This is a genomic window from Pseudomonas sp. ACN5, from assembly GCF_002303975.1.
In the GTDB taxonomy this organism is placed as follows: domain Bacteria; phylum Pseudomonadota; class Gammaproteobacteria; order Pseudomonadales; family Pseudomonadaceae; genus Aquipseudomonas; species Aquipseudomonas laurylsulfatiphila.
Map to the genome: position 1 here is coordinate 1 of NZ_MRCP01000007.1, position 22,420 is coordinate 22,420.

The 22,420-nt window shown below is 59.2% G+C and carries 20 protein-coding genes; 9 read left to right on the forward strand and 11 right to left on the reverse strand.

Going from position 1 to position 22,420, the window contains the following annotated elements:
• Positions 1–159: 159 nt before the first annotated feature.
• The 9 genes from msrQ to mrcB form a co-directional block, all read right to left on the reverse strand.
• Positions 160–774 (reverse strand): protein-methionine-sulfoxide reductase heme-binding subunit MsrQ, encoded by a 615-nt coding sequence (msrQ, locus tag BSF40_RS14345; RefSeq protein WP_095965609.1) that lies wholly within the window; start codon positions 772–774, stop codon positions 160–162.
• On the reverse strand, positions 774–1,787 hold the full coding sequence (gene msrP, locus BSF40_RS14350; protein ID WP_095965610.1) for a protein-methionine-sulfoxide reductase catalytic subunit MsrP: 1,014 nt from the start codon (positions 1,785–1,787) through the stop codon (positions 774–776). The genes msrQ and msrP overlap by 1 nt, the downstream gene beginning before the upstream one ends.
• A gap of 58 nt (positions 1,788–1,845) precedes the next feature.
• Positions 1,846–2,700, reverse strand: a complete 855-nt coding sequence (gene pssA / locus BSF40_RS14355) for a CDP-diacylglycerol--serine O-phosphatidyltransferase (RefSeq protein WP_015096846.1) — start codon at positions 2,698–2,700, stop codon at positions 1,846–1,848.
• A gap of 144 nt (positions 2,701–2,844) precedes the next feature.
• Positions 2,845–3,861 carry a ketol-acid reductoisomerase gene (gene ilvC / locus BSF40_RS14360; protein ID WP_003228216.1) on the reverse strand — a complete coding sequence of 339 codons (1,017 nt, stop codon included), beginning with the start codon at positions 3,859–3,861 and terminating at the stop codon, positions 2,845–2,847.
• Between the two features lie 45 nt (positions 3,862–3,906).
• The gene (ilvN, locus tag BSF40_RS14365) at positions 3,907–4,398 is read right to left on the reverse strand and encodes an acetolactate synthase small subunit (RefSeq protein WP_003176102.1); all 492 of its coding nucleotides are present in this window, start codon (positions 4,396–4,398) and stop codon (positions 3,907–3,909) included.
• Between the two features lie 2 nt (positions 4,399–4,400).
• A complete protein-coding gene (locus tag BSF40_RS14370) occupies positions 4,401–6,125 on the reverse strand; it encodes an acetolactate synthase 3 large subunit (protein WP_015096847.1) in 1,725 nt (574 codons plus the stop codon).
• A gap of 483 nt (positions 6,126–6,608) precedes the next feature.
• Complete coding sequence (locus BSF40_RS14375; RefSeq protein WP_095965611.1) at positions 6,609–6,944, reverse strand: YqcC family protein; 336 nt, start codon at positions 6,942–6,944, stop codon at positions 6,609–6,611.
• The gene (locus BSF40_RS14380) at positions 6,944–7,684 is read right to left on the reverse strand and encodes a tetratricopeptide repeat protein (protein ID WP_095965612.1); all 741 of its coding nucleotides are present in this window, start codon (positions 7,682–7,684) and stop codon (positions 6,944–6,946) included. Before BSF40_RS14380 ends, BSF40_RS14375 begins: the two co-directional genes overlap by 1 nt.
• Positions 7,685–7,700: 16 nt before the next feature.
• The gene (mrcB, locus tag BSF40_RS14385) at positions 7,701–10,019 is read right to left on the reverse strand and encodes a penicillin-binding protein 1B (RefSeq protein WP_095965613.1); all 2,319 of its coding nucleotides are present in this window, start codon (positions 10,017–10,019) and stop codon (positions 7,701–7,703) included.
• A gap of 115 nt (positions 10,020–10,134) precedes the next feature.
• Here mrcB and BSF40_RS14390 point away from each other — a divergent pair, with 115 nt between their 5' ends.
• The 4 genes from BSF40_RS14390 to BSF40_RS14405 all read left to right on the forward strand — a co-directional run bounded on the left by BSF40_RS14390 (position 10,135) and on the right by BSF40_RS14405 (position 13,412).
• Positions 10,135–11,691 (forward strand): bifunctional aminoglycoside phosphotransferase/ATP-binding protein, encoded by a 1,557-nt coding sequence (locus BSF40_RS14390; RefSeq protein WP_095965614.1) that lies wholly within the window; start codon positions 10,135–10,137, stop codon positions 11,689–11,691.
• Positions 11,692–11,780: 89 nt separating this feature from the next.
• Positions 11,781–12,125: a pentapeptide repeat-containing protein gene (locus BSF40_RS14395; protein ID WP_095965615.1), complete on the forward strand. Its 345-nt coding sequence runs from the start codon at positions 11,781–11,783 to the stop codon at positions 12,123–12,125.
• A gap of 240 nt (positions 12,126–12,365) precedes the next feature.
• Positions 12,366–12,638: a TfoX/Sxy family protein gene (locus BSF40_RS14400; protein ID WP_007971093.1), complete on the forward strand. Its 273-nt coding sequence runs from the start codon at positions 12,366–12,368 to the stop codon at positions 12,636–12,638.
• A 456-nt stretch (positions 12,639–13,094) separates the two neighbouring features.
• On the forward strand, positions 13,095–13,412 hold the full coding sequence (locus BSF40_RS14405; protein ID WP_015096854.1) for a Rieske (2Fe-2S) protein: 318 nt from the start codon (positions 13,095–13,097) through the stop codon (positions 13,410–13,412).
• Here BSF40_RS14405 and sfsA read toward each other — a convergent pair.
• Together sfsA and BSF40_RS14415 are read right to left on the reverse strand one after the other, a co-directional pair.
• The gene (sfsA, locus tag BSF40_RS14410) at positions 13,409–14,122 is read right to left on the reverse strand and encodes a DNA/RNA nuclease SfsA (protein ID WP_095965616.1); all 714 of its coding nucleotides are present in this window, start codon (positions 14,120–14,122) and stop codon (positions 13,409–13,411) included. The genes BSF40_RS14405 and sfsA overlap by 4 nt on opposite strands.
• On the reverse strand, positions 14,122–15,294 hold the full coding sequence (locus tag BSF40_RS14415; RefSeq protein ID WP_095965617.1) for a pyridoxal phosphate-dependent aminotransferase: 1,173 nt from the start codon (positions 15,292–15,294) through the stop codon (positions 14,122–14,124). The genes sfsA and BSF40_RS14415 overlap by 1 nt, the downstream gene beginning before the upstream one ends.
• A gap of 334 nt (positions 15,295–15,628) precedes the next feature.
• Here BSF40_RS14415 and dksA point away from each other — a divergent pair, with 334 nt between their 5' ends.
• The 5 genes from dksA (at position 15,629) to BSF40_RS14440 (ending at position 21,824) form a co-directional block, all read left to right on the forward strand.
• Complete coding sequence (gene dksA / locus BSF40_RS14420) at positions 15,629–16,069, forward strand: RNA polymerase-binding protein DksA (RefSeq protein ID WP_007971100.1); 441 nt, start codon at positions 15,629–15,631, stop codon at positions 16,067–16,069.
• Between the two features lie 203 nt (positions 16,070–16,272).
• Positions 16,273–17,169, forward strand: coding sequence for a tRNA glutamyl-Q(34) synthetase GluQRS (gene gluQRS / locus BSF40_RS14425; RefSeq protein ID WP_095965618.1), 897 nt, complete (start codon positions 16,273–16,275; stop codon positions 17,167–17,169).
• 78 nt (positions 17,170–17,247) lie between these two features.
• Positions 17,248–17,424, forward strand: coding sequence for a hypothetical protein (locus tag BSF40_RS14430; RefSeq protein ID WP_003176118.1), 177 nt, complete (start codon positions 17,248–17,250; stop codon positions 17,422–17,424).
• Positions 17,408–20,362 (forward strand): sensor histidine kinase, encoded by a 2,955-nt coding sequence (locus BSF40_RS14435; RefSeq protein ID WP_007971103.1) that lies wholly within the window; start codon positions 17,408–17,410, stop codon positions 20,360–20,362. The genes BSF40_RS14430 and BSF40_RS14435 overlap by 17 nt, the downstream gene beginning before the upstream one ends.
• Positions 20,363–20,384: 22 nt before the next feature.
• Entirely contained in the window at positions 20,385–21,824 is a 1,440-nt protein-coding gene (locus BSF40_RS14440; RefSeq protein ID WP_095965619.1) for a sigma-54 dependent transcriptional regulator, read from the forward strand.
• The last annotated feature ends 596 nt before the right edge of the window (positions 21,825–22,420 follow it).

A 22,420-nucleotide genomic window follows, 5' to 3' on the forward strand; every position in this document is an offset into this window, starting at 1 on the left:
CACCTCTTTTTCAACTTCCCTGGCGCTTCGATGACCTGAAGCAACCTGCTGCCGAAAACTGCGTAACTCTTTGTTTACCAAGGAGTTTTCCGTTTCGACTGCGCCGGAAGTGGGGCGAATTATAGGCCTCCAGAATCTGCCGTCAACACCTATTTACGCCTATTTGGCAGAAGAGGCCTTTTTAGCCGTTAAACGAGGGATTCGACGAGCTACGGGCGGTAGCCGCAGCACTAACAACAACGCACCTATAGACGCATAGATCACCCACTCCTTGAGGTCGGCACGCACAATCCAGAGCATATGCAGCAATCCAAGCCCGAGAATGACGTAAGCCAGGCGATGCAACTTCTTCCAACTCGCCCGCAATCGCCGCTGACTGTATCGATTGGACGTCACCGCCAATGCCAGCAAACCAAGAAAGCCCAGCGCCCCGACAATAATGTAAGGCCGCTTGCGCAACTCAACGCCCAATTGCGACCAGTCAAAACCAAGAATGAATGCGGCATAGCTACCGAGGTGGAGCACTACATAGGCAAAACACCACAACCCCAACTGTCGCCGCACAACAATCCACCCCGGCCAACCGGTGAGCTTCTGCAAAGGCGTCATACTCAAAGTCACGAGCAGCAGAACAAGCGCCCCCAACCCCAATCGATCGACCAGTACCTTGCCCGGATCCGGCCCGAGGACATCCTCCCAAGCCTGAGACAACCACAGCAGCGGCCACACCAGTACCACGACAAAGACACCGATACGCCAAAACGGATAGCGCATCAGTAGTTCTTCCTCAGGTCGAGCCCCGTATATAGAGAGGCAACTTCCTCTGAATAGCCGTTGAACATTTGCGTGTCGCGCACATTGGGCTTGAACAAACCGCTCGGCAGGCGGCGTTCACGAGCCTGAGTCCAGCGAGGATGATCAACCGTGGGATTCACGTTCGCATAAAAGCCATACTCATCCGGAGCAATACTCTGCCAGGTGGTTTTCGGCTGCTCGCTGACCAGACTGATGCGCACGATGGACTTGATGCTCTTGAAGCCATATTTCCACGGCACCACCAAACGCAACGGCGCGCCGTTTTGATTCGGCAACTCACGTCCGTACATGCCTACCGCAAGAATCGCCAACGGGTTCATCGCCTCATCCAGACGCAGCCCTTCTATATAGGGCCAGTCGATCAAGGCAAAACCGGAGCGCTGGCCCGGCATGCTTTTGGAATCCTGCAGGGTTTCGAAGCGGATGAATCTGGCTTTGGAGGTCGGCTCTACTTCCTTGAGTAACGCCGAGAGGGGAAAGCCGATCCAGGGAATGACCATCGACCAGGCTTCCACGCAACGCAGTCGGTAGATTCGTTCCTCAAGCTGGTACGGCTTCATGAAGTCCTCCAGCGCATACCGCCCTGGCTTGCCCACCTCCCCGTCCACGACCACCGACCACGGCTCAGTCTTCAGCGCGCCGGCATTGGCGGCCGGATCACCCTTGTCGGTGCCGAACTCGTAGAAGTTGTTGTAGTGGGTCGCATCCTTGAACGGCGTGATCGCCTCATCCTTGACGTTGACCGCCCCCCACTGGGTAGCAGGAAGTTTTTCGCTGAACCAGGAAGGCGCCTTGCCGGGTTCGACATCCGGGTAACGCGCAGCATCGCCAGCGCTGGCCCATTGCGGAAGGCTGGCCAGGGCGAAACCGGCGACCGTGGCACCGAGCACATTGCGTCGAGAAAGATAGAGGGATTCTGGCGTGACGTCCGACTCATGACAGTCGGACGTTCTGGTGACTTTGATCAGCATGGTTACTCCGCAGCTCTGGAGGACAGGTGCACCCATAGACTGCGGAGTATGAGGGAAATTACGCGCTCTTGTTACGGCGAAGACGTAACAGGTATTGAACCGGACCGGAGGCTGCATAGGCGAGAAACACCAGCAGCAGGATGCGCGGCGGATCACTGAACACCACGGCAAACACCAGCACCACCGCGAGAATCGCCACGAACGGCACGCGCCCTTTCAGGTCCAGCTCCTTGAAGCTGTTGTACTTGATGTTGCTGACCATCAGCATGCCGGCCGCAGCCACCATCAGCGCAACCAGGAAGGACATCTTCGACCCCTGGATACCGTAATCGCTGAACGCCCAGACGATGCCTGCAACAACACCCGCCGCCGCCGGGCTGGCCAGGCCGATAAAGTAGCGCTTGTCCGCCGTACCGACCTGAGTGTTGAAACGTGCGAGACGCAGCGCCGCACCCGCGACATAAACGAAGGCGACCATCCAGCCAACCTTGCCCATGTCACCCAGTGCCCAACCGAAGGCCAGCAATGCCGGTGCAACACCAAAGGCAACCATGTCCGACAGCGAGTCGTACTCGGCACCAAAGGCGCTCTGGGTATTGGTCATACGGGCCACGCGACCATCAAGGCCATCGAGCACCATCGCAACGAAGATGGCGATGGCCGCAAACGCGAAATACTTGCTCGCATTGACCGCGTCACCCGCACTCAGGGCCGCCTGGGCGCTCATCGAGTTGATGATGGAGTAAAACCCTGCGAACAGGTTCGCAGTGGTAAACAGGTTCGGCAGAAGATAGATACCACGATGCCGGACTTTACGACCTTCAGCGTCATGGCCCTCCTCGACATGTTCATCGATGGGCAGCAGGCTTTCGGCGTCAGAAGCCTGGTTTGGCTCTTCGGGGCGTTCGCTCATGGACATTACCTTGCAACAGGGTGGAAAGTCTGGACAGGTGTCTGGGACGACGGTTCGGCCGCAAACGATGCAGCTTTATACCAGAACCGATCTCCCAAACGAAAAAACGCGGCCTAAGCCGCGTTTTTCGTACAAGGGCGTGACTTAGTTTTTAGCTTTGTCGACGATCTTGTTGGCACCGATCCACGGCATCATGGAGCGCAGTTGCTCACCGATGATTTCGATACCGTGAGCGGCGTTGTTACGACGCTTGGCGGTCATCGAAGGATAGCCGGTAGCGCCTTCGCTGATGAACATCTTGGCGTATTCGCCGTCCTGAATACGTTTCAGGGCGTTGCGCATGGCCTGACGGGACTCGGCGTTGATAACTTCCGGGCCGGTCACGTACTCGCCGTATTCGGCGTTGTTGGAGATCGAGTAGTTCATGTTGGCGATACCGCCTTCGTACATGAGGTCAACGATCAGCTTCAGTTCGTGCAGGCACTCGAAGTAGGCCATTTCTGGCGCGTAGCCAGCTTCAACCAGGGTTTCGAAACCGGCTTTTACCAGTTCAACGGTACCGCCACACAGAACGGCTTGCTCGCCGAACAGGTCGGTTTCGGTCTCGTCCTTGAAAGTGGTTTCGATGATGCCGGTACGACCGCCGCCAACGCCGGCAGCGTAGGACAGTGCAACGTTCTTGGCGTTGCCCGAGGCGTCCTGGTAGATAGCGATCAGGTCAGGGATACCGCCGCCCTTCACGAATTCGGAACGTACGGTGTGGCCTGGTGCCTTCGGCGCGATCATGATCACGTCGAGGTCAGCGCGCGGCACAACCTGGTTGTAGTGGATCGCGAAGCCGTGGGAGAAGGCCAGGGTGGCGCCTTTCTTGATGTTCGGCTCGATTTCGTTCTTGTACAGGGAGGACTGGAACTCGTCCGGGGTCAGGATCATGACCAGGTCGGCAGCCGCAACAGCGGAAGCAACGTCGGTCACTTTCAGGCCGTGGGCTTCTGCCTTGGCAACGGTAGCCGAACCTTTACGCAGGCCAACAGTCACGTCGACGCCGGAGTCTTTCAGGTTGCACGCCTGAGCGTGGCCTTGGGAACCGTAACCGATGATGGCAACTTTCTTGCCCTGGATGATCGACAGGTCGCAGTCTTTATCGTAGAAAACTTTCATGAATTTCCCCTATATCAGGCCGTTCAGGCCGTTCGCTAATTTGGTTTAGATGCTGAGTACTTTGTCGCCGCGGGCAATGCCGGTCACGCCGCTACGGACGGTTTCCAGAATCGAGGCGGTGCCGATGGACTGAATGAAGCTGTCGAGCTTGTCGCTGGTACCGGTCAGTTGAACGGTATACACGCTGGCGCTGACATCTACGATCTGCCCACGGTAAATATCGGTAGTGCGCTTGATCTCGGCGCGCTGGGCGCCGGTGGCCTTGACCTTGACCAACATCAGTTCGCGCTCGATGTGAGCACTTTCCGACAGGTCGACCAGTTTTACCACTTCGATCAGCTTGTTCAGGTTCTTGGTGATCTGCTCGATGACTTCATCGTGACCGACAGTGGTCAGCGTCAGACGCGACAGGGTCGGGTCTTCGGTTGGGGCCACGGTCAGGCTTTCGATGTTGTAGTTGCGCTGCGAGAACAGGCCAACCACGCGAGACAGAGCGCCGGGTTCGTTTTCCAGAAGCAAGGAAATAATGTGCCGCATGATTAAGTACGCTCCGTCTTGCTCAGCCACATATCGCGCATGGAGCCGTCTTTGATCTGCATCGGATAGACGTGCTCGCTGGTGTCGACCGAAATGTCGATCACCACCAGGCGATCTTTCATGGCGAACGCCTCTTCCATCTTCGACTTCAAGTCCTTCGAATCGGTGATACGCACGCCAACGTGACCGTAGGCCTCTGCCAGTTTGACGAAGTCAGGCAACGATTCCATATAGGAATGAGAGTGGCGGCTGCCGTAGCTCATGTCCTGCCACTGGCGAACCATGCCCAGTACACCGTTGTTCAGGATGACGATCTTGACCGGCAAACCGTATTGCAGGCAGGTCGACAGCTCCTGAATGTTCATCTGGATACTGCCCTCGCCGGTGACGCAAACGACGTCGTCATCCGGGAAGCTCAACTTGATGCCCATGGCCGCCGGGAAACCGAAGCCCATGGTGCCCAGGCCACCGGAGTTGATCCAGCGGTTCGGCTTGTTGAACGTGTAGTACTGCGCCGCGAACATCTGGTGCTGACCCACGTCAGAGGCTACAAAGGCATCGCCCTTGGTCACTTCGCACAGGGTTTCGATCACGGCCTGCGGCTTGATGACGCTGCCGTCGCCCTTGTCATAAGGGAACAGGCCACGATCACCGCGCCACTCATCGACTTGCTTCCACCAGCTGGCAACGGACTCCTTGTTCGGGGTCTCGCCGATTTCCTTGAGGATCGCGACCATTTCGGTCAGGACACTCTCGACCGGACCCACGATAGGTACGTCGGCCTTGATGGTCTTGGAGATCGAAGCCGGGTCGATGTCGATGTGAATGATCTTGGCGTTCGGGCAGAACTTCGACGCGCCGTTGATGACACGGTCGTCGAAACGCGCGCCGACAGCGAGGATCACGTCAGCATGGTGCATCGCCAGGTTGGCGGTGTAGCTGCCGTGCATGCCGAGCATGCCGATGAACTGACGGTCGGTGCCAGGGTAGCCACCGAGGCCCATCAGGGTATTGGTCACTGGCAGGTTGAGCATCTTCGCCAGTTCGGTCAGTGGTGCGGAACCACCGCCGAGGATCACGCCGCCGCCCGAGTACAACACAGGACGCTTGGCCGCCAGAAGCATTTCTGCCGCCTTGCGGATTTGACCGGAGTGACCGCGAACAGCCGGGCTGTAGGAACGCAGCTTGGCTTTTTTCGGGAAGACGTATTCGAACTTCTCGGCCGGGTTGGTCATGTCTTTCGGAATGTCGACAACGACCGGACCAGGACGACCGGATTGCGCCAGGTAGAAGGCCTTCTTCATGACTTCCGGGATTTCCGACGCGTGCTTGATCATGAAGCTGTGTTTCACGATCGGCCGGGAGATACCGATCATGTCGGTTTCCTGGAATGCGTCGGTGCCAACCATGGTGCTCGGCACCTGGCCGGAAATGACCACCATCGGAATGGAGTCCATGTAAGCCGTGGCAATACCGGTGATGGCGTTTGTCGCGCCCGGCCCGGAAGTCACCAGTACCACACCGGCTTTACCGGTGGCACGGGCGTAGCCGTCAGCCATATGGGTAGCCGCTTGCTCGTGACGAACCAGGATGTGGGTCACTTCCGGTTCTTTGAACAGGGCATCGTAGACATGAAGAAGAGCACCACCCGGGTACCCGTAGATATATTTGACGCCTTCGTCGCGCAAAAAGCGGACGAGCATCTCACCGCCAGATAAAAGCTCCACGTTGCTCACCTCTAAAACGCCAGAATACCGCCCACGAAAAATGGGACGGGTCTTAATAGGTTTACTTCTCAGCAGAGCATGAGCGACGGTGGTCGCCGACTACGTCAGCACTGACTGAGCAAGTATTGGGATCGTCCCAAGTGTTGCGGGGCTTTCCCACCCAGCGCGAGGTAACGCGTTGCGGGTGTAACAGGTCGACGCGGATATGCGCCTCATGATCTGCTGAGAGGGTCTGCTTCTGGCAGTCCCTGTACAGCGGACTTTGGATTCTTCTGTTTCGCCCTTCGCAAGTCAAGTCGTCTATGAGCTTTATTCTACTAAGCACATGAGAACGCAAGAAAAAACCCGTAAATCAGCCCCGTGTTAGCTTCGATTGCGCAACTTTTGGCAAAAAATTGGCACGCGCATGCACTTACCCTGCAGTAGCCGACAAAATAGAGAGAGATTGTGGACAACTGCCAGCGGACGCTGGCAGCTTCTGACTCAGCGAGAGGCGCTGATCAACTGATCAAACTCTTTGAGCAATACCTGCAACTGCCGATCCTTGCCCTGGACATTGCGTCCGGCAAAGACCATTTCAGCCATTTCCTGAATGCCCGAAGCATTGGGTAGCGGCAAATCCTGCTCGAGGATCATCTTCATGCGCGGCAGGAAGATCCATTGCAGCCATTGCTCGAAATCCAGTGTATCGACCGAAAACGGCTCGACACTGGAAAGCGCTTCGGCCGATGGCGAGACTTCATCCCACCAGCCTTGCACCCGCAACTCGCGCTCGATCAACAACAGTTGATCGGCGATTTTCAGAAAGCGCGCATCCATCACAGCGTTACCTTGGCCTTCTGGCGCGCCAGTGCGGCGCCCTGGGAGTCACCCTGCTTTTCACGTGCCTGGGCAATCAGATCCCACAAGTTGGCCTGAAGGGCCGGACGCCCATTGGCCAACGTCAGCCCACGGCGAGCGAACTGCTCGGCCTGGGCTGCATCGCCTTGCGCCATCCGCACCTGCGCCAGACGGTACAGCACCTGCGGTTCACGCGGAGCAACGCGCTGGGCGCGTTCAAGGCTGGAAGAGGCACCGTTGAGATCACCGCTCGCCTGTTGCTGCTGAGCGGTGGTCAGCAAAGCCAGTACCGGGCCGTCCAGCTGCTCGTCGGCAGAGAGCCCGCCCGAACTGGCCGACGGAATCCCGCTTGGCGACGACGGCATGCTGTAGCTGCCCTGGTTGATCGGCGCCGATTGTACCGGCGACGTGTCAATCGGCCCCGGCGTGATCGGCCCCGGGGTAATAGGCGTGGTGCTGATTGGCGTTGAAGTCGTTGCCGCGCCTGGCACCATCACCACGACGCCGCTGTCACCTTGCGGAATCGCCTGGGTCTGGGACGACTGACCTTGTACAGGACGCTTGACGGTCGTTTGGCGGAAGCCGCCATTGGCCGAGATCCGCTCACTGTTGGACACCGCGGTGCCGGAATCCACAACCGGAATCGAACCACGCTGTACGGTAGAGCAACCGCTGAGCAAAGCTACGGCGGCAACCGCTGGAATCAACCACTTGTTCACTTGAAACCCTCTTTGCTTAATTCATCCAGCCCTTGACCCAGTCCATCACCGACTCCGCAGGGTTTTCACCACCGCAAGCGGCGCCGGGAGGCGGTTCGCTGCCGCGAATATACGGCATCTGCACGGCACCGGGGCAACCGGCGTCAGAACCTTGTCCGGTTCGCGAATCCACCCAGGCCTGAACGATATTATCCGGCTGCGGCATGTCCAGCGGCAACGGGTCGGCCTTGCGCATGAAGCTGGTCCAGACCTGCAAGGCCCCGGTGGCGCCCGTGAATGGCGTCTTGCCGTTGTCGTCGCGCCCCAGCCAGACCACCGCCAGCAAGTCCTGGCTGAAACCGGCAAACCAACTGTCTCGCGAGTCGTTACTGGTGCCGGTTTTACCCGCGAGAGTCAGTGTTCTTGGCAACACGTTATAAACCGAGCTGCCGGTACCTTCTCGCATCACGCGCTGCATGGCGCTCTGGATCAGGTAAATGGAGGCCGGATCGAAACGCTGCTGAATCTGGAACGGGTAACGCTTGAGCGGCTCGCCTTCGGCGGTCAGTACGCTGCGAATCCCGCGCATCGGCGTATTGAAGCCACCGTTGGCGAGGGTCTGGTACATGGTCGCCACTTCGATGGGCGTCATCCCGCCAGCACCGAGCAACATCGACGGGAAGGCCGGGAATTCACGAGACACCCCCAGGCGCTCCACCGTCTTCAGGACGTTCGGCACACCGACCGCCAGGCCGAGACGCGCGGTCGACAGGTTGTAGGAATGCGCCAACCCCTGATAGAGGAAGACGGTACCGTGAGAACGACGATCATAGTTCTGCGGCTTCCAGACCTGGCCGTCGGCACCCTTGACCGAGAAGGATTCGTCCGACAGCCAACTGGTCAACGTGTACTGGCTCGGTTTCTCCAGCGCGGTCAGGTACACAGCCGGTTTGATCAACGAGCCGATCGGCCGCACAGCATCCAGTGCCCGATTGAACCCGGCAAAACCGGCCTGACGACTGCCGATCATGGCCTGTACTTCGCCGGTCTCCGGGTTGGTCACGACCATGGCCGCCTCGACGTCATCGGAACCCTTGCGCCCGGCCAGGCGCTTGAAGGTGTCGTTGACCGAGGCTTCAGCCTTCATCTGCAGGATCGGGTCGAAACTGGTGAAGATGCGCAGGCCTTCCTCGGTCAAGTCTTCGTCGCGATAGTCTTCGCGCAACTGACGCTTGACCAGATCGAGGAATCCGGGGAACGAGCTGTCCGCCAGACTGCCGCGCTTGGTCACGCCCAGCGGCATTTTCTTCGCCGCCTCAACCTGCTCGGCAGTCGCGACGCCCTGCTCCTGCAGCACATCGAGTACCAGGTTGCGCCGCTCAAGGGCACGCTCCGGATAACGACGCGGGTTATAGGAAGACGGCCCTTTGACCATCCCCACCAGCAGTGCGACTTGATGCAGCTTGAGTTCGGCCAGCGGCTGGCTGAAGAAAAACTGGCTGGCCAGACCGAAACCGTGCACCGCGCGCTGACCGTCCTGCCCGACAAACACTTCGTTGAGGTAAGCCTCAAGGATTTCGCGTTTGTCGTAATGCAGCTCAAGCAGCAGCGCCATCATCGCTTCGGTGAGCTTGCGGCTCAGGCTGCGCTCGTTGGTCAGGTAGAAGTTCTTGACCAATTGCTGAGTCAGGGTACTGCCACCCTGACGCATGCGGCCGGATGAACCGTTGACCCAGATCGCTCGGGCGATCGACTTCGGCGAAACACCGAAGTGATGATAAAAATCGCGGTCCTCGACAGCCACCAGCGTTTCCAGCAGATACGGCGGCACCTGATCGATCTTGATCAGAATCCGGTCTTCGAGGTTTTTCGGGTACAGGCCACCGATCAGCAGCGGTTCCAGGCGTACCACCGACAGTTTCGAGCCTTTGGGCCCCGCCAACTCGGCCACGTAATCGCCGGAGAAACGCACCCGCACCGGTTGCGCTTGCTCCATGCCTTCATAGAACTGGAAGCCACGGGTGTTCAGGTCAACGGTATTGCCGCTGACCGACGCCGCGCCCGGACCGTTGGCCACGCTTTCACGGCGATAGCCCAGGGCATCGAGCTCGGTCAGGAAATCATCCCTGCTCAGCTTTTGTCCGACGAACAGCTCGAGCGGACGTGCGTAAACCTTGGCCGGAATCGTCCAGCGCTTGCCGGAGAACTTCTCCTGGACGATTGCATCAAGGTAAACGGCGAATCCGGCCAGCACTACCAGGCCGACCAGACTGAGTTTAATGGCCCAGCCCAGCCACGGGCGCAGGCCCTTGGAGGGTGGTTTTTTGGGGGTGCGGGGAGTTCGAGTACGAGTCATGGCGGCGGATTATACGCACTTTATTCATACTCAACAGGAGCGCTCCGAGGTTTGCGTCAAGCGGACTTGCAGCCATAATGGCGGCCTTGATTTTCCAGACTCTGAAGGATCGCCTGTGAGCCAGACCTTGATCGCTGCCCTGCAAAACCCTGCCCTCTACCCGCACCCGGTAGAAGGATTCCAGGTCATCGAAACCCATATCTCCTGGGTCATTCTCACCGGCCCCTTCGCTTATAAAGTGAAGAAACCAGTCAACTTCGGTTTTCTCGACTTTACCGGCCTTGAGGCTCGCGAGCATTTTTGCGCAGAAGAGCTGCGCCTGAACCAGCGCCTGACCGACGATTTGTACCTGGAAGTGTTGCCCGTCACCGGCAGCGCCGAAGCTCCGCAATTGGGCGGCGAAGGGCCAGCCATCGAATATCTGCTGAAGATGCGCCAGTTCCCGCAAAGCGGCCTATTGAGCACCCTGCAAGCCAATGGCGAATTGACCACCGCGCACATCGACGAGATGGCCGAGCAAATCGCCCGCTTCCACCTCAGCGCCCCCAAAGTGCCGGCCGAGCACGAAGCCGGCACCCCGGACAGCGTCATGGCGCCGGTACGGCAGAACTTCGAGCAGATCCGTCCGTTCCTCAGCGATAAAGCCGACCTGTTGCAACTCGACGCCCTGCAAGCCTGGGCCGAAAGCAGCTTCGAACGCCTCAAACCACTGCTCGCCCAGCGCAAGGCCGAAGGCTTCATTCGTGAATGCCACGGTGACATCCACTTGGGTAACGCAACCGTGATCGACGGCAAGGTCGTGATCTTCGACTGCATCGAATTCAACGAACCCTTCCGTTTTACCGACGTTTATGCCGACACCGGCTTCCTGGCGATGGACCTGGAAGATCGCGGCCTGAAGTGCCTGGCGCGCCGCTTCGTCAGCCAGTACCTGGAGCTGACCGGCGACTATCGCGGCCTCGAGCTGCTGAACTTCTATAAAGCCTACCGCGCCCTGGTTCGCGCCAAGGTCGCCCTGTTCAGCATGCCGGCCGACGCCACTGCGGTGCAGCGCGCCACGACCCTGCGCCAGTACCGCAATTACGCCAACCTGGCGGAAAGCTACAGCACCATTCCTTCGCGCTTCATGGCCATTACCCACGGTGTTTCCGCTGTCGGTAAAAGCCATGTCGCCATGCGCCTGGTCGAAGCCCTGGGCGCGATTCGCCTGCGCTCCGATGTCGAGCGCAAGCGCCTGTTCGGCGAGCAGACCGTCGAGAATGATGTACAGGCCGGTATCTATAGTGCCGACGCCAGCGCGGCGACCTACGCCCGCCTGCACGAAATCGCCGACGTCATTCTGCGTGCGGGCTTCCCGGTAGTGGTCGACGCCACTTACCTCAAGCGCGAGCAGCGTGACAGTGCGGCGAAGGTGGCCGAGGCCACGGGTGCCCCCTTCCTGATCCTCGACTGCAATGCACCACAGGCCGTGATCGAAAGCTGGCTGGCCGCACGCCAGGCCGACAAAAAGGACCTGTCCGACGCCACGCTGGCCGTAATCGAAGCCCAACAAGCCAGCCGTGAAGCGCTGACCCCCGCAGAGATCCTCTGCAGCAAGCGCGTCCAGACCAATGAAAGCGGGACTCTCGATACCGTTGTGGAACAGATTCGCCAGCGCCTGCCGGGCCTGTAAAACTATTTCAGTCGTGAGGCCCTCGCTGGCCTCACGGCTGTTAAACAGTGGCACTATACTGGCGTCATAAAACCATCAGGTGATGCGACATGAGCCAGCCAAAACTTCTCGACACTCCGCTTTATGCCCTGCTGCACAAAGACGACATCAGAGGCTTCAACAATGAGCGCCCCAAGGATGGCCCTATCGACATGGTGGGTGGCGATTTCCGGGGGCTGGACCTGCGCGAACTGAATGCCGACGGTGTGGACTTCAGCGACGCCTACTTCCGTTCCGCCGACTTGCGCGGCATCGATTTTCGCAACGCGAACCTGGAAGGCGCGAGCCTGGCCCACGCACAAATCTCCGGCACCTACTTTCCAGTGGAACTGAGTGCCGACGAAATCCTCATGTCGATGAACTTCGGCACGCGGTTGCGCTACCGTACCCGCTGATCATCGTTGCCGACTGACACGTCCAGTGCCCCCATTGCGCTGGACTGCGGGGATATTCACTCGCCATCCCTGATTGCCCCTGCCTCTTCCTTGCGCGCGCGCCAACTTCCCCCCAGCCAACACTTTTCTCTTAGAAGCTTTTGCGTCGAAAACGAGCAAACAATCACGCTTTTCCTACTGATGGCTACACTCCTCAGAAGATTGCCCACGCTCTCCATTCGGCCATCGCAAGGAGGCTTGATGAATGATGAACTGCAACACCTGAAGAATCTTGGCAAGACGTCAGCGCAATGGCTGCATGCCGTGGGCATCCATAGCGCGTCGGACTTGCGTCGCCTCGGGGCGGTGGATGCTTATCGGGCCGTGCGTACGCGCGGTTTTCGGGCGTCCAAGGTGTTGTTGTACGCGATTGAAGGCGCCCTGATGGACGTTCACTGGAATGACATCCCGGCCGAGCGCAAGGAAGCGTTGAACAAACAGCTGGAAGCCATTTCTTCACGCCACAAGAACTGAGCCGACAAATATTTCCGAAGTTTTGCAACCTGAAACCCAATGATTACGGGGCCTGCAGCAGTAATTTTGGTGAATCGCCAAGAAATCAAAAAACAGCGGTTGACTTGGTAATGAGAATCGATATGATTATCACAACTGGTCGCGAGACTGGTCGATCTTCTGAAAAGCCCTTGGTTCGGACTCTCAGATTATCTCCTCATCAGGCTAATCACGGTTATTTGACCCGGCTCTTGCCGGGTCTTTTTTTGCCTGTGGAAAAGTACTGACGGGGCCCGGCGATACCGATCACCACAACGCGGGTGGTCAGACGCCTGACAGTTTCCCGGGCATCGAATGGTCAGGCCAAGTATCCTCGACGACAGGCACTTGTCCCCGGCGGGCAAGACGGCCATTTGATCGCATTTAACCGTCAAGCCCGGACAAATCCGGTCACGAGCTGCGGGACTGAGGATAGAGATGAAGTTGCTTTGCGCAGGCGCCGAACTGGTCAATGACAGCAGTCGCGGTTTCGATATTGACGGCCAAAAGCTTTTTGCGGTGCGCCGCAGCGGTCAGGTCCATGTCTACATCAATCGCTGCCCGCACCGGGGCGTCGCTTTGGAGTGGCATCCCGACCAGTTTCTCGACCCCAGCAACAGCCTGATCCAGTGCGCCACCCATGGCGCACTGTTCCTGATCGAAGACGGTGAATGCGTCGCCGGCCCGTGCGCGGGGCAAGCCTTGACCAGAGTGGCCTGTCGCGAGGACGAACAAGGGATCTGGATCAGCCTTTAGCCGCCCGGCAACACATCCAGACGCCGGTCGACCAGCATCTCTTCGTGGCTCAACCGCACACCGTAAGCCAACACCTCGACCCCACATTCAATAGCCTCACGCAAGGCCTGCGCATAAGCCGCATCGATTTCCTGCGCCGGGCGTACGGCCTCGATGCCGGTCAGGCAAACACAGTACAACTGCACCGCGCGAATACCGTCCCTGGCCAAGTGGGCCAGCTCCCGCAGATGCTTGGCGCCACGCTGTGTGACCGCATCGGGAAACGCCGCCACCGCCGTACCGTCGAAACCCAGGGTCACGCTTTTGACCTCGACGTAGGCAGGCCCTTCGGGGTAATCGAGCCGGAAATCGATACGACTGTTTTCCTGACCATAAGCCACTTCGCGCTTGAGCCCGGTAAAGCCGTTCAATTCCGTGATGACGCCCGCTCGCAGCGCCTCTTCGACCAAACCATTGGCACGGGCGGTGTTCACGCAAAACAGCCGACCTTGCGGGGTTTCGCCGATCTCCCAGGTGCCGGGCAACTTGCGTTTCGGGTCGTTGGAGCGGCTGAACCAGACCTGCCCGCCTTCGACCTGACAATTGAGCATCGAACCTGTGTTCGGGCAGTGAATGGTCAGCAACTCGCCGCCAACGGTTTCGATATCGGCGAGAAAACGCTTGTAGCGTCGAATCAGGCGACCTTCTTCGAGGGGGGGATTAAATCGCATCAGCCTTGCCAGCTCCGCAACCCACGGGCAATGCGCTCGACCGCTTCCTGCAAACGCTCGAGATTTTGCGTATAGGCGAACCGCACATGATGTCCGGCCTGATAACGCCCGAAATCCAGCCCCGGCGTGAAGGCCACATGCTCGGTCTCGAGAAAATGTTTACAGAACGCGAAGGCATCGCCGCCGAACTTGCTGATATCGGCGTACAAATAGAATGCCCCTTCCGGTTCCACGGCAATGCCGAAGCCCAATTCACGCAAGGCCGGCAGCAGGTAATCCCGACGCCGGCCAAATTCGGCGCGACGCTCTTCGAGAATGCTGATGGTTGCCGGTTCGAAACAGGCCAGCGCGGCGTGCTGCGCCATGCTTGGAGCACTGATGTAGAGATTCTGGGCGAGCTTTTCCAGCTCACCGACGGCAGCGTCAGGGGCGACAAGCCATCCCAACCGCCAACCGGTCATCCCGAAGTACTTCGAAAAACTGTTCAGCACGAAGGCACTGTCGTCGACTTCCAGCACGCTGGCCGCATCGGTGCCGTAGGTCAGGCCGTGATAGATCTCGTCGACCACCAGATGACCGTGGCGCTCCTTGATCGCGACAGACAATTTCGCCAGCTCCTCGCGGGTCAGGATCGTGCCGGTCGGATTGGCTGGCGACGCCACCAATGCGCCCACGCTGTCGTGGTCCCAGTGACGCTCGATCAGGCCAGGCGTCAATTGATAACGCACCTCCGGACCGACCGGTACCAATTGCGCCGCGCCTTCGACCAGTCGCAGGAAGTGCCGGTTACAGGGGTAGCCGGGGTCCGCCAGCAGCCAGTGCTTGCCGGGGTCGACCAGCAAAGCGCTGGCCAGCAGCAACGCGCCGGAGCCGCCGGGTGTTATGAGGATGCGCCGTGGGTCGATGTTCAAGCCATATCGCTGCTGATAAAAGCCCGAAATGGCCTCACGCAGCTCCGGAATGCCGCGCGCGGCGGTGTAACGGGTCTTCCCCGCTGTCAGCGCTGCCTGGCCGGCCTGGATGATCGGTTCGGCGGTGGTGAAGTCCGGCTCGCCGATTTCCAGGTGAATCACATCGTGGCCGGCGGCCTGCAATTCATTGGCCCGCGCCAACAACGCCATGACATGAAAGGGTTCGATCGCGCGACTGCGGGCACTGTAGGACTGAGCCATTGGCCTTCCTTCAACGGGGAAAAAAACCGATTCTACCCAAGCGCAGGAACGAGCGAGAACCTAAAGCGGTCAGAGGGCTTATAACCCCGACCACAAACGATTCAAGCGTGTGCGCAAGGTTTGACTAAAATCAATAGTTGAGCAGGGTTCCGGAGCCGCCAGACAACGGTTTGTCATCCTTGGCAAGCACCATGAGCCGCAAGCTCGACATCCGGGAGTAGCGCGGCCCGAGTTGATCTGGTAAGTTCGCCCGCTTGCAGCCGCAGGGCCGGCAGGTGCCGGTGATGGAGCAATCCTGCGCAGATGGATTACAAGAGTAGAGGCGGTCTATTTCATGTCCACCCAAGCAAAGCAGCAAAACCAGGCAATCAGCGGCTTCGAGCCCTATGTTCAGAAAGCTGGCGAAGAGTACATGGGCGAGCCCATGCGCAAGCACTTCACCAAGGTCCTGAATCAGTGGAAAAAAGAGCTGATGGAAGGTGTCGACAAGACCGTGGACCACATGAAGGACGAAGCGGCCAACTTTCCTGATCCGGCAGACCGTGCCAGCCAGGAAGAGGAATTCGCCCTCGAACTGCGTGCCCGCGATCGTGAGCGCAAGTTGATCAAGAAGATCGACAAGACACTTCAGCTGATCGAAGACGAAGAGTACGGCTGGTGTGAATCCTGCGGCATCGAAATCGGCGTCAAGCGCCTCGAAGCGCGCCCTACCGCCGACCTGTGCATCGACTGCAAGACCCTGGCGGAAATCAAGGAAAAGCAAGTCGGCAAATAATTGCGACTTGAACGAAGAACGGAGCGTGCGAACGCTCCGTTTTTGTTTCTAAAATTCGCCTCAGCAGCAAACCTGTGGGAGCGGGCTTGCTCGCGAAAGCAGTACGTCAGCCTATATTGATGTTGAGGCTGATGGCCTCTTCGCGAGCAAGCCCGCTCCCACAAGGTGGTTAGCGCAAGCCTGGAAAAAGTAACACTGCCCTTATGACTGCCATCGCCTCATCCACCTACATCGGGCGCTTTGCCCCCACGCCCAGTGGCCATCTGCATTTCGGTTCTCTGGTCGCAGCGCTGGCCTCGTACCTTGATGCGCGCTCGGTGGGCGGACGCTGGCTGATGCGCATGGAAGACCTTGATCCGCCCCGCGAGGAACCCGGCGCCCAGGCGGCCATTCTCAAGGCCCTGGAAAGCTATGGCTTCGAGTGGGATGGCGACCTTGTCCGCCAAAGCGAGCGGCACGACGCCTACGCCGAGGTGCTCAATCGCCTGTTCAATCACGGCCTGGCCTATGCCTGCACCTGCTCGCGCAAACAGCTGGAACCGTATCACGGGATTTATCCCGGACTGTGCCGCAATGCCGGCCATGGCGCCGACGATGCCGCCATCCGCCTGCGCGTACCGGAGCTGGAGTACCACTTCCTCGACCGGGTGCAGGGCGAGTACCGCCAGCACCTGGGCCGGGAAGTCGGCGATTTCGTGATCCGCCGCCGCGACGGGCTCTACGCCTATCAACTGGCCGTGGTCCTGGACGATGCCTGGCAGGGCATCACCGATATCGTTCGGGGTGCCGACCTGCTGGACTCCACGCCCCGCCAGTTGTACCTGCAAGAACTGCTCGGCCTGCCGCAACCGCGTTATCTGCATATCCCGCTGATTACTCAGCCTGATGGCCATAAGCTCGGTAAATCCTACCGTTCGCCGCCGTTGACCGAGGATCAGGCAACGCCACTGTTATTGCGGGCGCTGCGTGCACTGGGACAGAACCCGGGAACCGAACTGATTGATGCCACACCACGGGAAGTGCTGAACTGGGGCATTGCCCACTGGGATGCCTCGCTGATCCCGCGCACACTGAGCCTGCCCGAGGCACAGCTGTTGTGATCACACTTGCAGTGCCGCGCCCATCCGTTACCATCGCCGCACGTTTTCGGGCACGCACATAAAAAAAGAGAGGCCGGGATGTACATCTATCGCTTGGTCCTGCTTTTGGTAGTGGGCATTTACCTGTTTTCCCCGGCCATCATGGATTGGTGGATCGACGCCACTGGCGCCTGGTATCGCCCTTATCTGCTCTGGCTGATTCTGATCGTCGTGACCTTCATCCTGCAGAGCCAAAAAGATGCCGATGAGCTTTAGCCTGACCCAGATGATCCTGATCAGCGCCGCGTACCTGGCGGTGCTGTTCGGTGTGGCCTGGATCAGTGAACGGGGCATGATTCCCCGGGCGATCATTCGCCACCCGCTGACCTACACCCTGTCACTGGGCGTCTATGCCAGTGCCTGGGCGTTTTACGGCACCGTGGGCCTGGCCTATCAGTACGGCTACGGCTTTCTGTCCAGCTACCTGGGCGTTTCCGGGGCCTTTCTGCTGGCGCCGGTGTTGCTTTATCCGATCCTGAAGATCACCCGCACTTATCAACTGTCGTCCCTGGCGGATCTGTTTGCCTTCCGCTTCCGCAGCACCTGGGCCGGAGCGCTGACCACGATTTTCATGCTGGTCGGCGTATTGCCGTTGCTGGCCCTGCAGATTCAGGCGGTCGCCGACTCCATCGGCATCCTCACCCGCGAACCCGTACAAAATCGCGTGGCCTTGAGTTTCTGCGCACTGATCACGCTGTTCACGATTTTCTTCGGCTCCCGCCACATCGCCACCCGGGAAAAGCATGAAGGCCTGGTGTTCGCGATTGCCTTCGAATCGGTGATCAAGCTGATCGCCCTCGGCGGTGTCGGGTTGTATGCGCTTTACGGCGTGTTCGACGGCCCGCAACAGCTTGAGCTTTGGCTGCTGCAAAACCAGACCGCACTCGCGGCCCTGCACACGCCTTTGCAGGAAGGCCCGTGGCGCACCCTGTTGCTGGTGTTCTTCGCCTCGGCGATCGTGATGCCGCACATGTATCACATGACCTTCACCGAAAACCTCAACCCGCGCTCGCTGGTCAGTGCAAGCTGGGGCCTGCCGCTTTTCCTGCTGCTGATGAGCCTGGCGGTGCCGCTGATTCTATGGGCCGGCCTGAAACTGGGCGCCACCACCAATCCGGAATACTTCACCCTGGGCATCGGCATCGCCGCCAACAGCAAGGCGCTGGCGCTGCTGGCCTATGTCGGTGGGCTGTCTGCTGCCAGCGGTCTGATCATCGTCACCACGCTGGCGCTGTCCGGGATGGCCTTGAACCACCTGGTGCTGCCGCTGTATCAACCTCCGGCCGAAGGCAACATCTACCGCTGGCTGAAGTGGACCCGCCGGGCGCTGATTGTCGCGATCATCATGGCTGGCTACGGCTTCTACCTGATGCTCGGCGCCGAACAGGACCTGGCCAACCTCGGCATCGTCGCTTTCGTCGCCACGTTGCAGTTCCTGCCGGGCGTGCTCTCGGTCCTGTACTGGCCGACCGCCAACCGTCGCGGGTTCATCGCCGGCTTGCTGGCGGGGATACTGGTGTGGCTGGTGACCATGTTGTTACCGCTGGTCGGTAACCTGCAGGGCTTCTACATTCCGCTGCTGAACATGATCTACGTGCTGGACGACACCAGCTGGCACATGGCGGCGATTGCCTCACTGGCGGCCAACGTACTGATGTTCACCCTGATCTCGCTGTTCACCAACGCCAGCACCGAAGAGGCCAGCGCCGCCGAAGCCTGCGCCGTGGATAACGTGCGCCGCCCGCAACGCCGCGAACTGCACGCTGCCTCGCCCCAGGAGTTCGCCACGCAGCTTGCAAAACCGCTGGGGGCAAAAGCGGCGCAGAAAGAAGTGGAACAGGCACTGCGCGACCTTTATCTGCCATTCGACGAACGCCGACCCTATGCCCTGCGGCGCTTGCGTGACCGCATCGAAGCCAACCTCTCCGGCCTGATGGGGCCGAGCGTGGCCCAGGACATGGTCGAGACGTTCCTGCCTTACAAGGCAGGTGGCGAAAACTACGTGACTGAAGACATTCACTTCATCGAAAGCCGCCTCGAGGATTACCACTCACGCCTGACCGGCCTGGCCGCCGAACTCGATGCCCTGCGTCGCTATCACCGCCAGACCCTGCAGGAATTGCCGATGGGCGTGTGTTCGCTGGCGAAAGATCAGGAAATCCTCATGTGGAACAAGGCCATGGAGGAGCTGACCGGCATCGCCGCACAGCGTGTGGTCGGTTCGCGCCTGAGCACCATTGCCGATCCGTGGAAAGAACTGCTGCAAGGCTTCATCAATCTGCCGGACGAGCACTTGCACAAGCAGCACCTGGCCCTCGACGGCCAGACACGCTGGCTGAACCTGCACAAAGCGGCGATCGACGAACCCCTGGCGCCGGGCAACAGTGGCCTGGTGTTGCTGGTGGAAGACCTGACCGAAACCCAGATGCTCGAGGACAAACTGGTGCATTCCGAGCGCCTGGCGAGCATTGGTCGCCTGGCGGCCGGCGTGGCCCATGAAATCGGCAACCCGATCACCGGTATCGCGTGCCTGGCGCAGAACCTGCGCGAAGAACGCGAGGAAGACGGCGAGCTGAAGGAGATCAGCGGGCAGATCCTCGAACAGACCAAACGCGTGTCGCGCATTGTCCAGTCGCTGATGAGCTTTGCCCATGCCGGCAGCCATCAGCACAGCGACGAGCCCGTCTGTCTGGCCGAAGTGGCTCAGGATGCCATCGGCCTGCTGGCGCTGAACCGACGCAATTTCGAAGTGCAGTTCTACAACCTGTGCGACCCCGAGCACTGGGTCGAAGGCGACCCGCAACGGCTGGCCCAGGTGTTGATCAACCTGCTCTCAAACGCCCGTGACGCATCGCCTCCCGGCAGTGCAGTGCGGGTCAAGAGCGAAGCCGGCGAACACACGGTCGATCTGATCGTGGAGGACGAAGGCAGCGGTATTCCGTCGAGCATCATGGACCGATTGTTCGAACCTTTCTTCACCACCAAGGACCCAGGCGAAGGCACCGGTCTGGGCCTTGCACTGGTCTATTCCATCGTTGAAGAGCATTATGGACAAATCACCATCGACAGCCCGGCTGATGTTCAAAGCCAACGCGGCACCCGAATCAGGGTTACCTTGCCGCGTCATGTCGAAGCGACGTCCGCTGTGAACTGAGACCGTCGAGAGTATCGAATCAATGCCGCACATTTTGATCGTCGAAGACGAAACCATTATCCGCTCCGCCTTGCGCCGCCTGCTGGAACGTAACCAGTACCAGGTCAGCGAAGCCGGTTCAGTGCAGGAAGCACAAGAACGCTTCACCATTCCCTCGTTCGATCTGATCGTCAGTGACCTGCGCTTGCCGGGCGCGCCTGGCACAGAGTTGATCAAGCTCGCCCAAGGTACGCCGGTGCTGATCATGACCAGCTACGCGAGCCTGCGCTCGGCAGTCGACTCGATGAAAATGGGTGCGGTGGATTACATTGCCAAGCCATTCGACCACGACGAAATGCTGCAAGCCGCCGCACGAATCCTGCGTGACCGACAAACGGCACAAGCCGGTGGTGAAGCGGTTGCCGGCAAAGCCGCCAACGGTGCAGCGAAATCCGGTGCCGACAACAGCAACGGTGAGATCGGCATTATCGGCTCATGCCCGCCGATGCAGGACCTGTATGGCAAGATCCGCAAAGTCGCGCCAACCGATTCCAACGTGCTGATCCAGGGCGAATCGGGCACCGGTAAAGAACTGGTGGCCCGCGCCCTGCACAACCTGTCCAGACGCGCCAAGGCACCGATGATTTCGGTGAACTGCGCAGCCATTCCGGAAAGCCTGATCGAGTCCGAACTGTTCGGCCACGAAAAAGGCGCATTCACCGGCGCCAGCGCCGGGCGCGCCGGCCTGGTGGAAGCGGCGGACGGCGGTACCTTGTTCCTCGACGAAATTGGCGAACTGCCGCTGGAAGCCCAGGCTCGCCTGCTGCGCGTATTGCAGGAAGGCGAAATTCGTCGCGTAGGTTCGGTGCAGTCGCAAAAAGTCGATGTGCGCCTGATCGCCGCGACTCACCGTGACCTCAAGAGCCTGGCGAAAATTGGCCAGTTCCGCGAAGACTTGTATTACCGCCTCCACGTCATTGCGCTGAAGCTGCCAGCCCTGCGCGAACGGGGTGCGGACGTCAACGAAATCGCCAACGCCTTCCTGGCACGGCAAAGTGCGCGAATCAACCGCACCGACCTGAAGTTCGCCGCGGATGCCGAGCAAGCCATTCGTCATTACTCCTGGCCGGGCAACGTTCGCGAACTGGAAAACGCCGTCGAGCGCGCCGTTATCCTGTGCGAAAGCCCGGAAATCTCCGCCGAGTTGCTGGGCATCGACATCGAGCTGAGCGACCTGGAAGATGACGAATTCATTGGCCTGCCCCCACAACAGGGCAACGGCAACGCCAGCAACAACAATCACGAGCCGACCGAAGACCTCTCCCTGGAAGACTACTTCCAGCATTTCGTCCTCGAGCATCAGGACCACATGACTGAAACCGAACTGGCCCGCAAACTCGGGGTCAGCCGCAAATGCCTGTGGGAACGCCGCCAGCGCCTGGGCATCCCGCGGCGCAAGACCGGGGTGGCCAGCGAAAGCTGAACCCCACCTGTCTCATGTGCGGGTAACACGTGACTTTGTGAAAAAACTGTTACCTCAGTTTTTTCACGTAACAGAAGCCGGGGCTTACGGTAACGAAGCCCCGGCTTTTTTTCGCCTTCTAAATGCCTGGCAACCGGTCTAACCCCTTGTTTTATTGGGTTTCGCAAAAGTTGGCACGCACCCTGCTATATGTTTGGTACAAGAACAATAACAAGCAATGCACAAGACAATAAAAATAAGACGAATCGACTCACGCACAATAAAAACAAGACGGCGAGAGGCGCAGCTAACTGATTCTTTTGGAGAGGCGTTGTATTTGGGGCTTGCCCCACGACCAGGCCGAGAACAACAAAAACTGTCCTAAGACAGAGCCTGTACTGGTTGGATCGAAAGATCACTGCAATTCAGCGACCAAAGCAATCCGTTTGCTCTTGGCTCCCGATTGGGAGGGTCATGAAGGAAAGCTTCATGGCAAGGGCACTTAACAAAAACAAAAAGCCCGAAACCAAAAATAAAAATAGAGCATGCAACTACTTCTTGGGGAGCTTCGGCTCCCCTTGTGGTTTCTGCGATTCACATCCCCACACCCACTTCCT

Coding starts and splice junctions, on each gene's coding strand:
- BSF40_RS14435 (WP_007971103.1), top strand. CDS start 17,408: ATGCCGATGAGCTTTAGCCTGACCCAGATGATCCTGATCAGCGCCGCG.
- dksA (WP_007971100.1), top strand. CDS start 15,629: ATGTCCACCCAAGCAAAGCAGCAAAACCAGGCAATCAGCGGCTTCGAG.
- ilvN (WP_003176102.1), bottom strand. CDS start 4,398: ATGCGGCACATTATTTCCTTGCTTCTGGAAAACGAACCCGGCGCTCTG.
- msrQ (WP_095965609.1), bottom strand. CDS start 774: ATGCGCTATCCGTTTTGGCGTATCGGTGTCTTTGTCGTGGTACTGGTG.
- mrcB (WP_095965613.1), bottom strand. CDS start 10,019: ATGACTCGTACTCGAACTCCCCGCACCCCCAAAAAACCACCCTCCAAG.
- BSF40_RS14400 (WP_007971093.1), top strand. CDS start 12,366: ATGAATGATGAACTGCAACACCTGAAGAATCTTGGCAAGACGTCAGCG.
- BSF40_RS14405 (WP_015096854.1), top strand. CDS start 13,095: ATGAAGTTGCTTTGCGCAGGCGCCGAACTGGTCAATGACAGCAGTCGC.
- BSF40_RS14440 (WP_095965619.1), top strand. CDS start 20,385: ATGCCGCACATTTTGATCGTCGAAGACGAAACCATTATCCGCTCCGCC.
- sfsA (WP_095965616.1), bottom strand. CDS start 14,122: ATGCGATTTAATCCCCCCCTCGAAGAAGGTCGCCTGATTCGACGCTAC.
- BSF40_RS14395 (WP_095965615.1), top strand. CDS start 11,781: ATGAGCCAGCCAAAACTTCTCGACACTCCGCTTTATGCCCTGCTGCAC.
- BSF40_RS14415 (WP_095965617.1), bottom strand. CDS start 15,294: ATGGCTCAGTCCTACAGTGCCCGCAGTCGCGCGATCGAACCCTTTCAT.
- BSF40_RS14430 (WP_003176118.1), top strand. CDS start 17,248: ATGTACATCTATCGCTTGGTCCTGCTTTTGGTAGTGGGCATTTACCTG.
- BSF40_RS14375 (WP_095965611.1), bottom strand. CDS start 6,944: ATGGATGCGCGCTTTCTGAAAATCGCCGATCAACTGTTGTTGATCGAG.
- gluQRS (WP_095965618.1), top strand. CDS start 16,273: ATGACTGCCATCGCCTCATCCACCTACATCGGGCGCTTTGCCCCCACG.
- pssA (WP_015096846.1), bottom strand. CDS start 2,700: ATGAGCGAACGCCCCGAAGAGCCAAACCAGGCTTCTGACGCCGAAAGC.
- msrP (WP_095965610.1), bottom strand. CDS start 1,787: ATGCTGATCAAAGTCACCAGAACGTCCGACTGTCATGAGTCGGACGTC.
- ilvC (WP_003228216.1), bottom strand. CDS start 3,861: ATGAAAGTTTTCTACGATAAAGACTGCGACCTGTCGATCATCCAGGGC.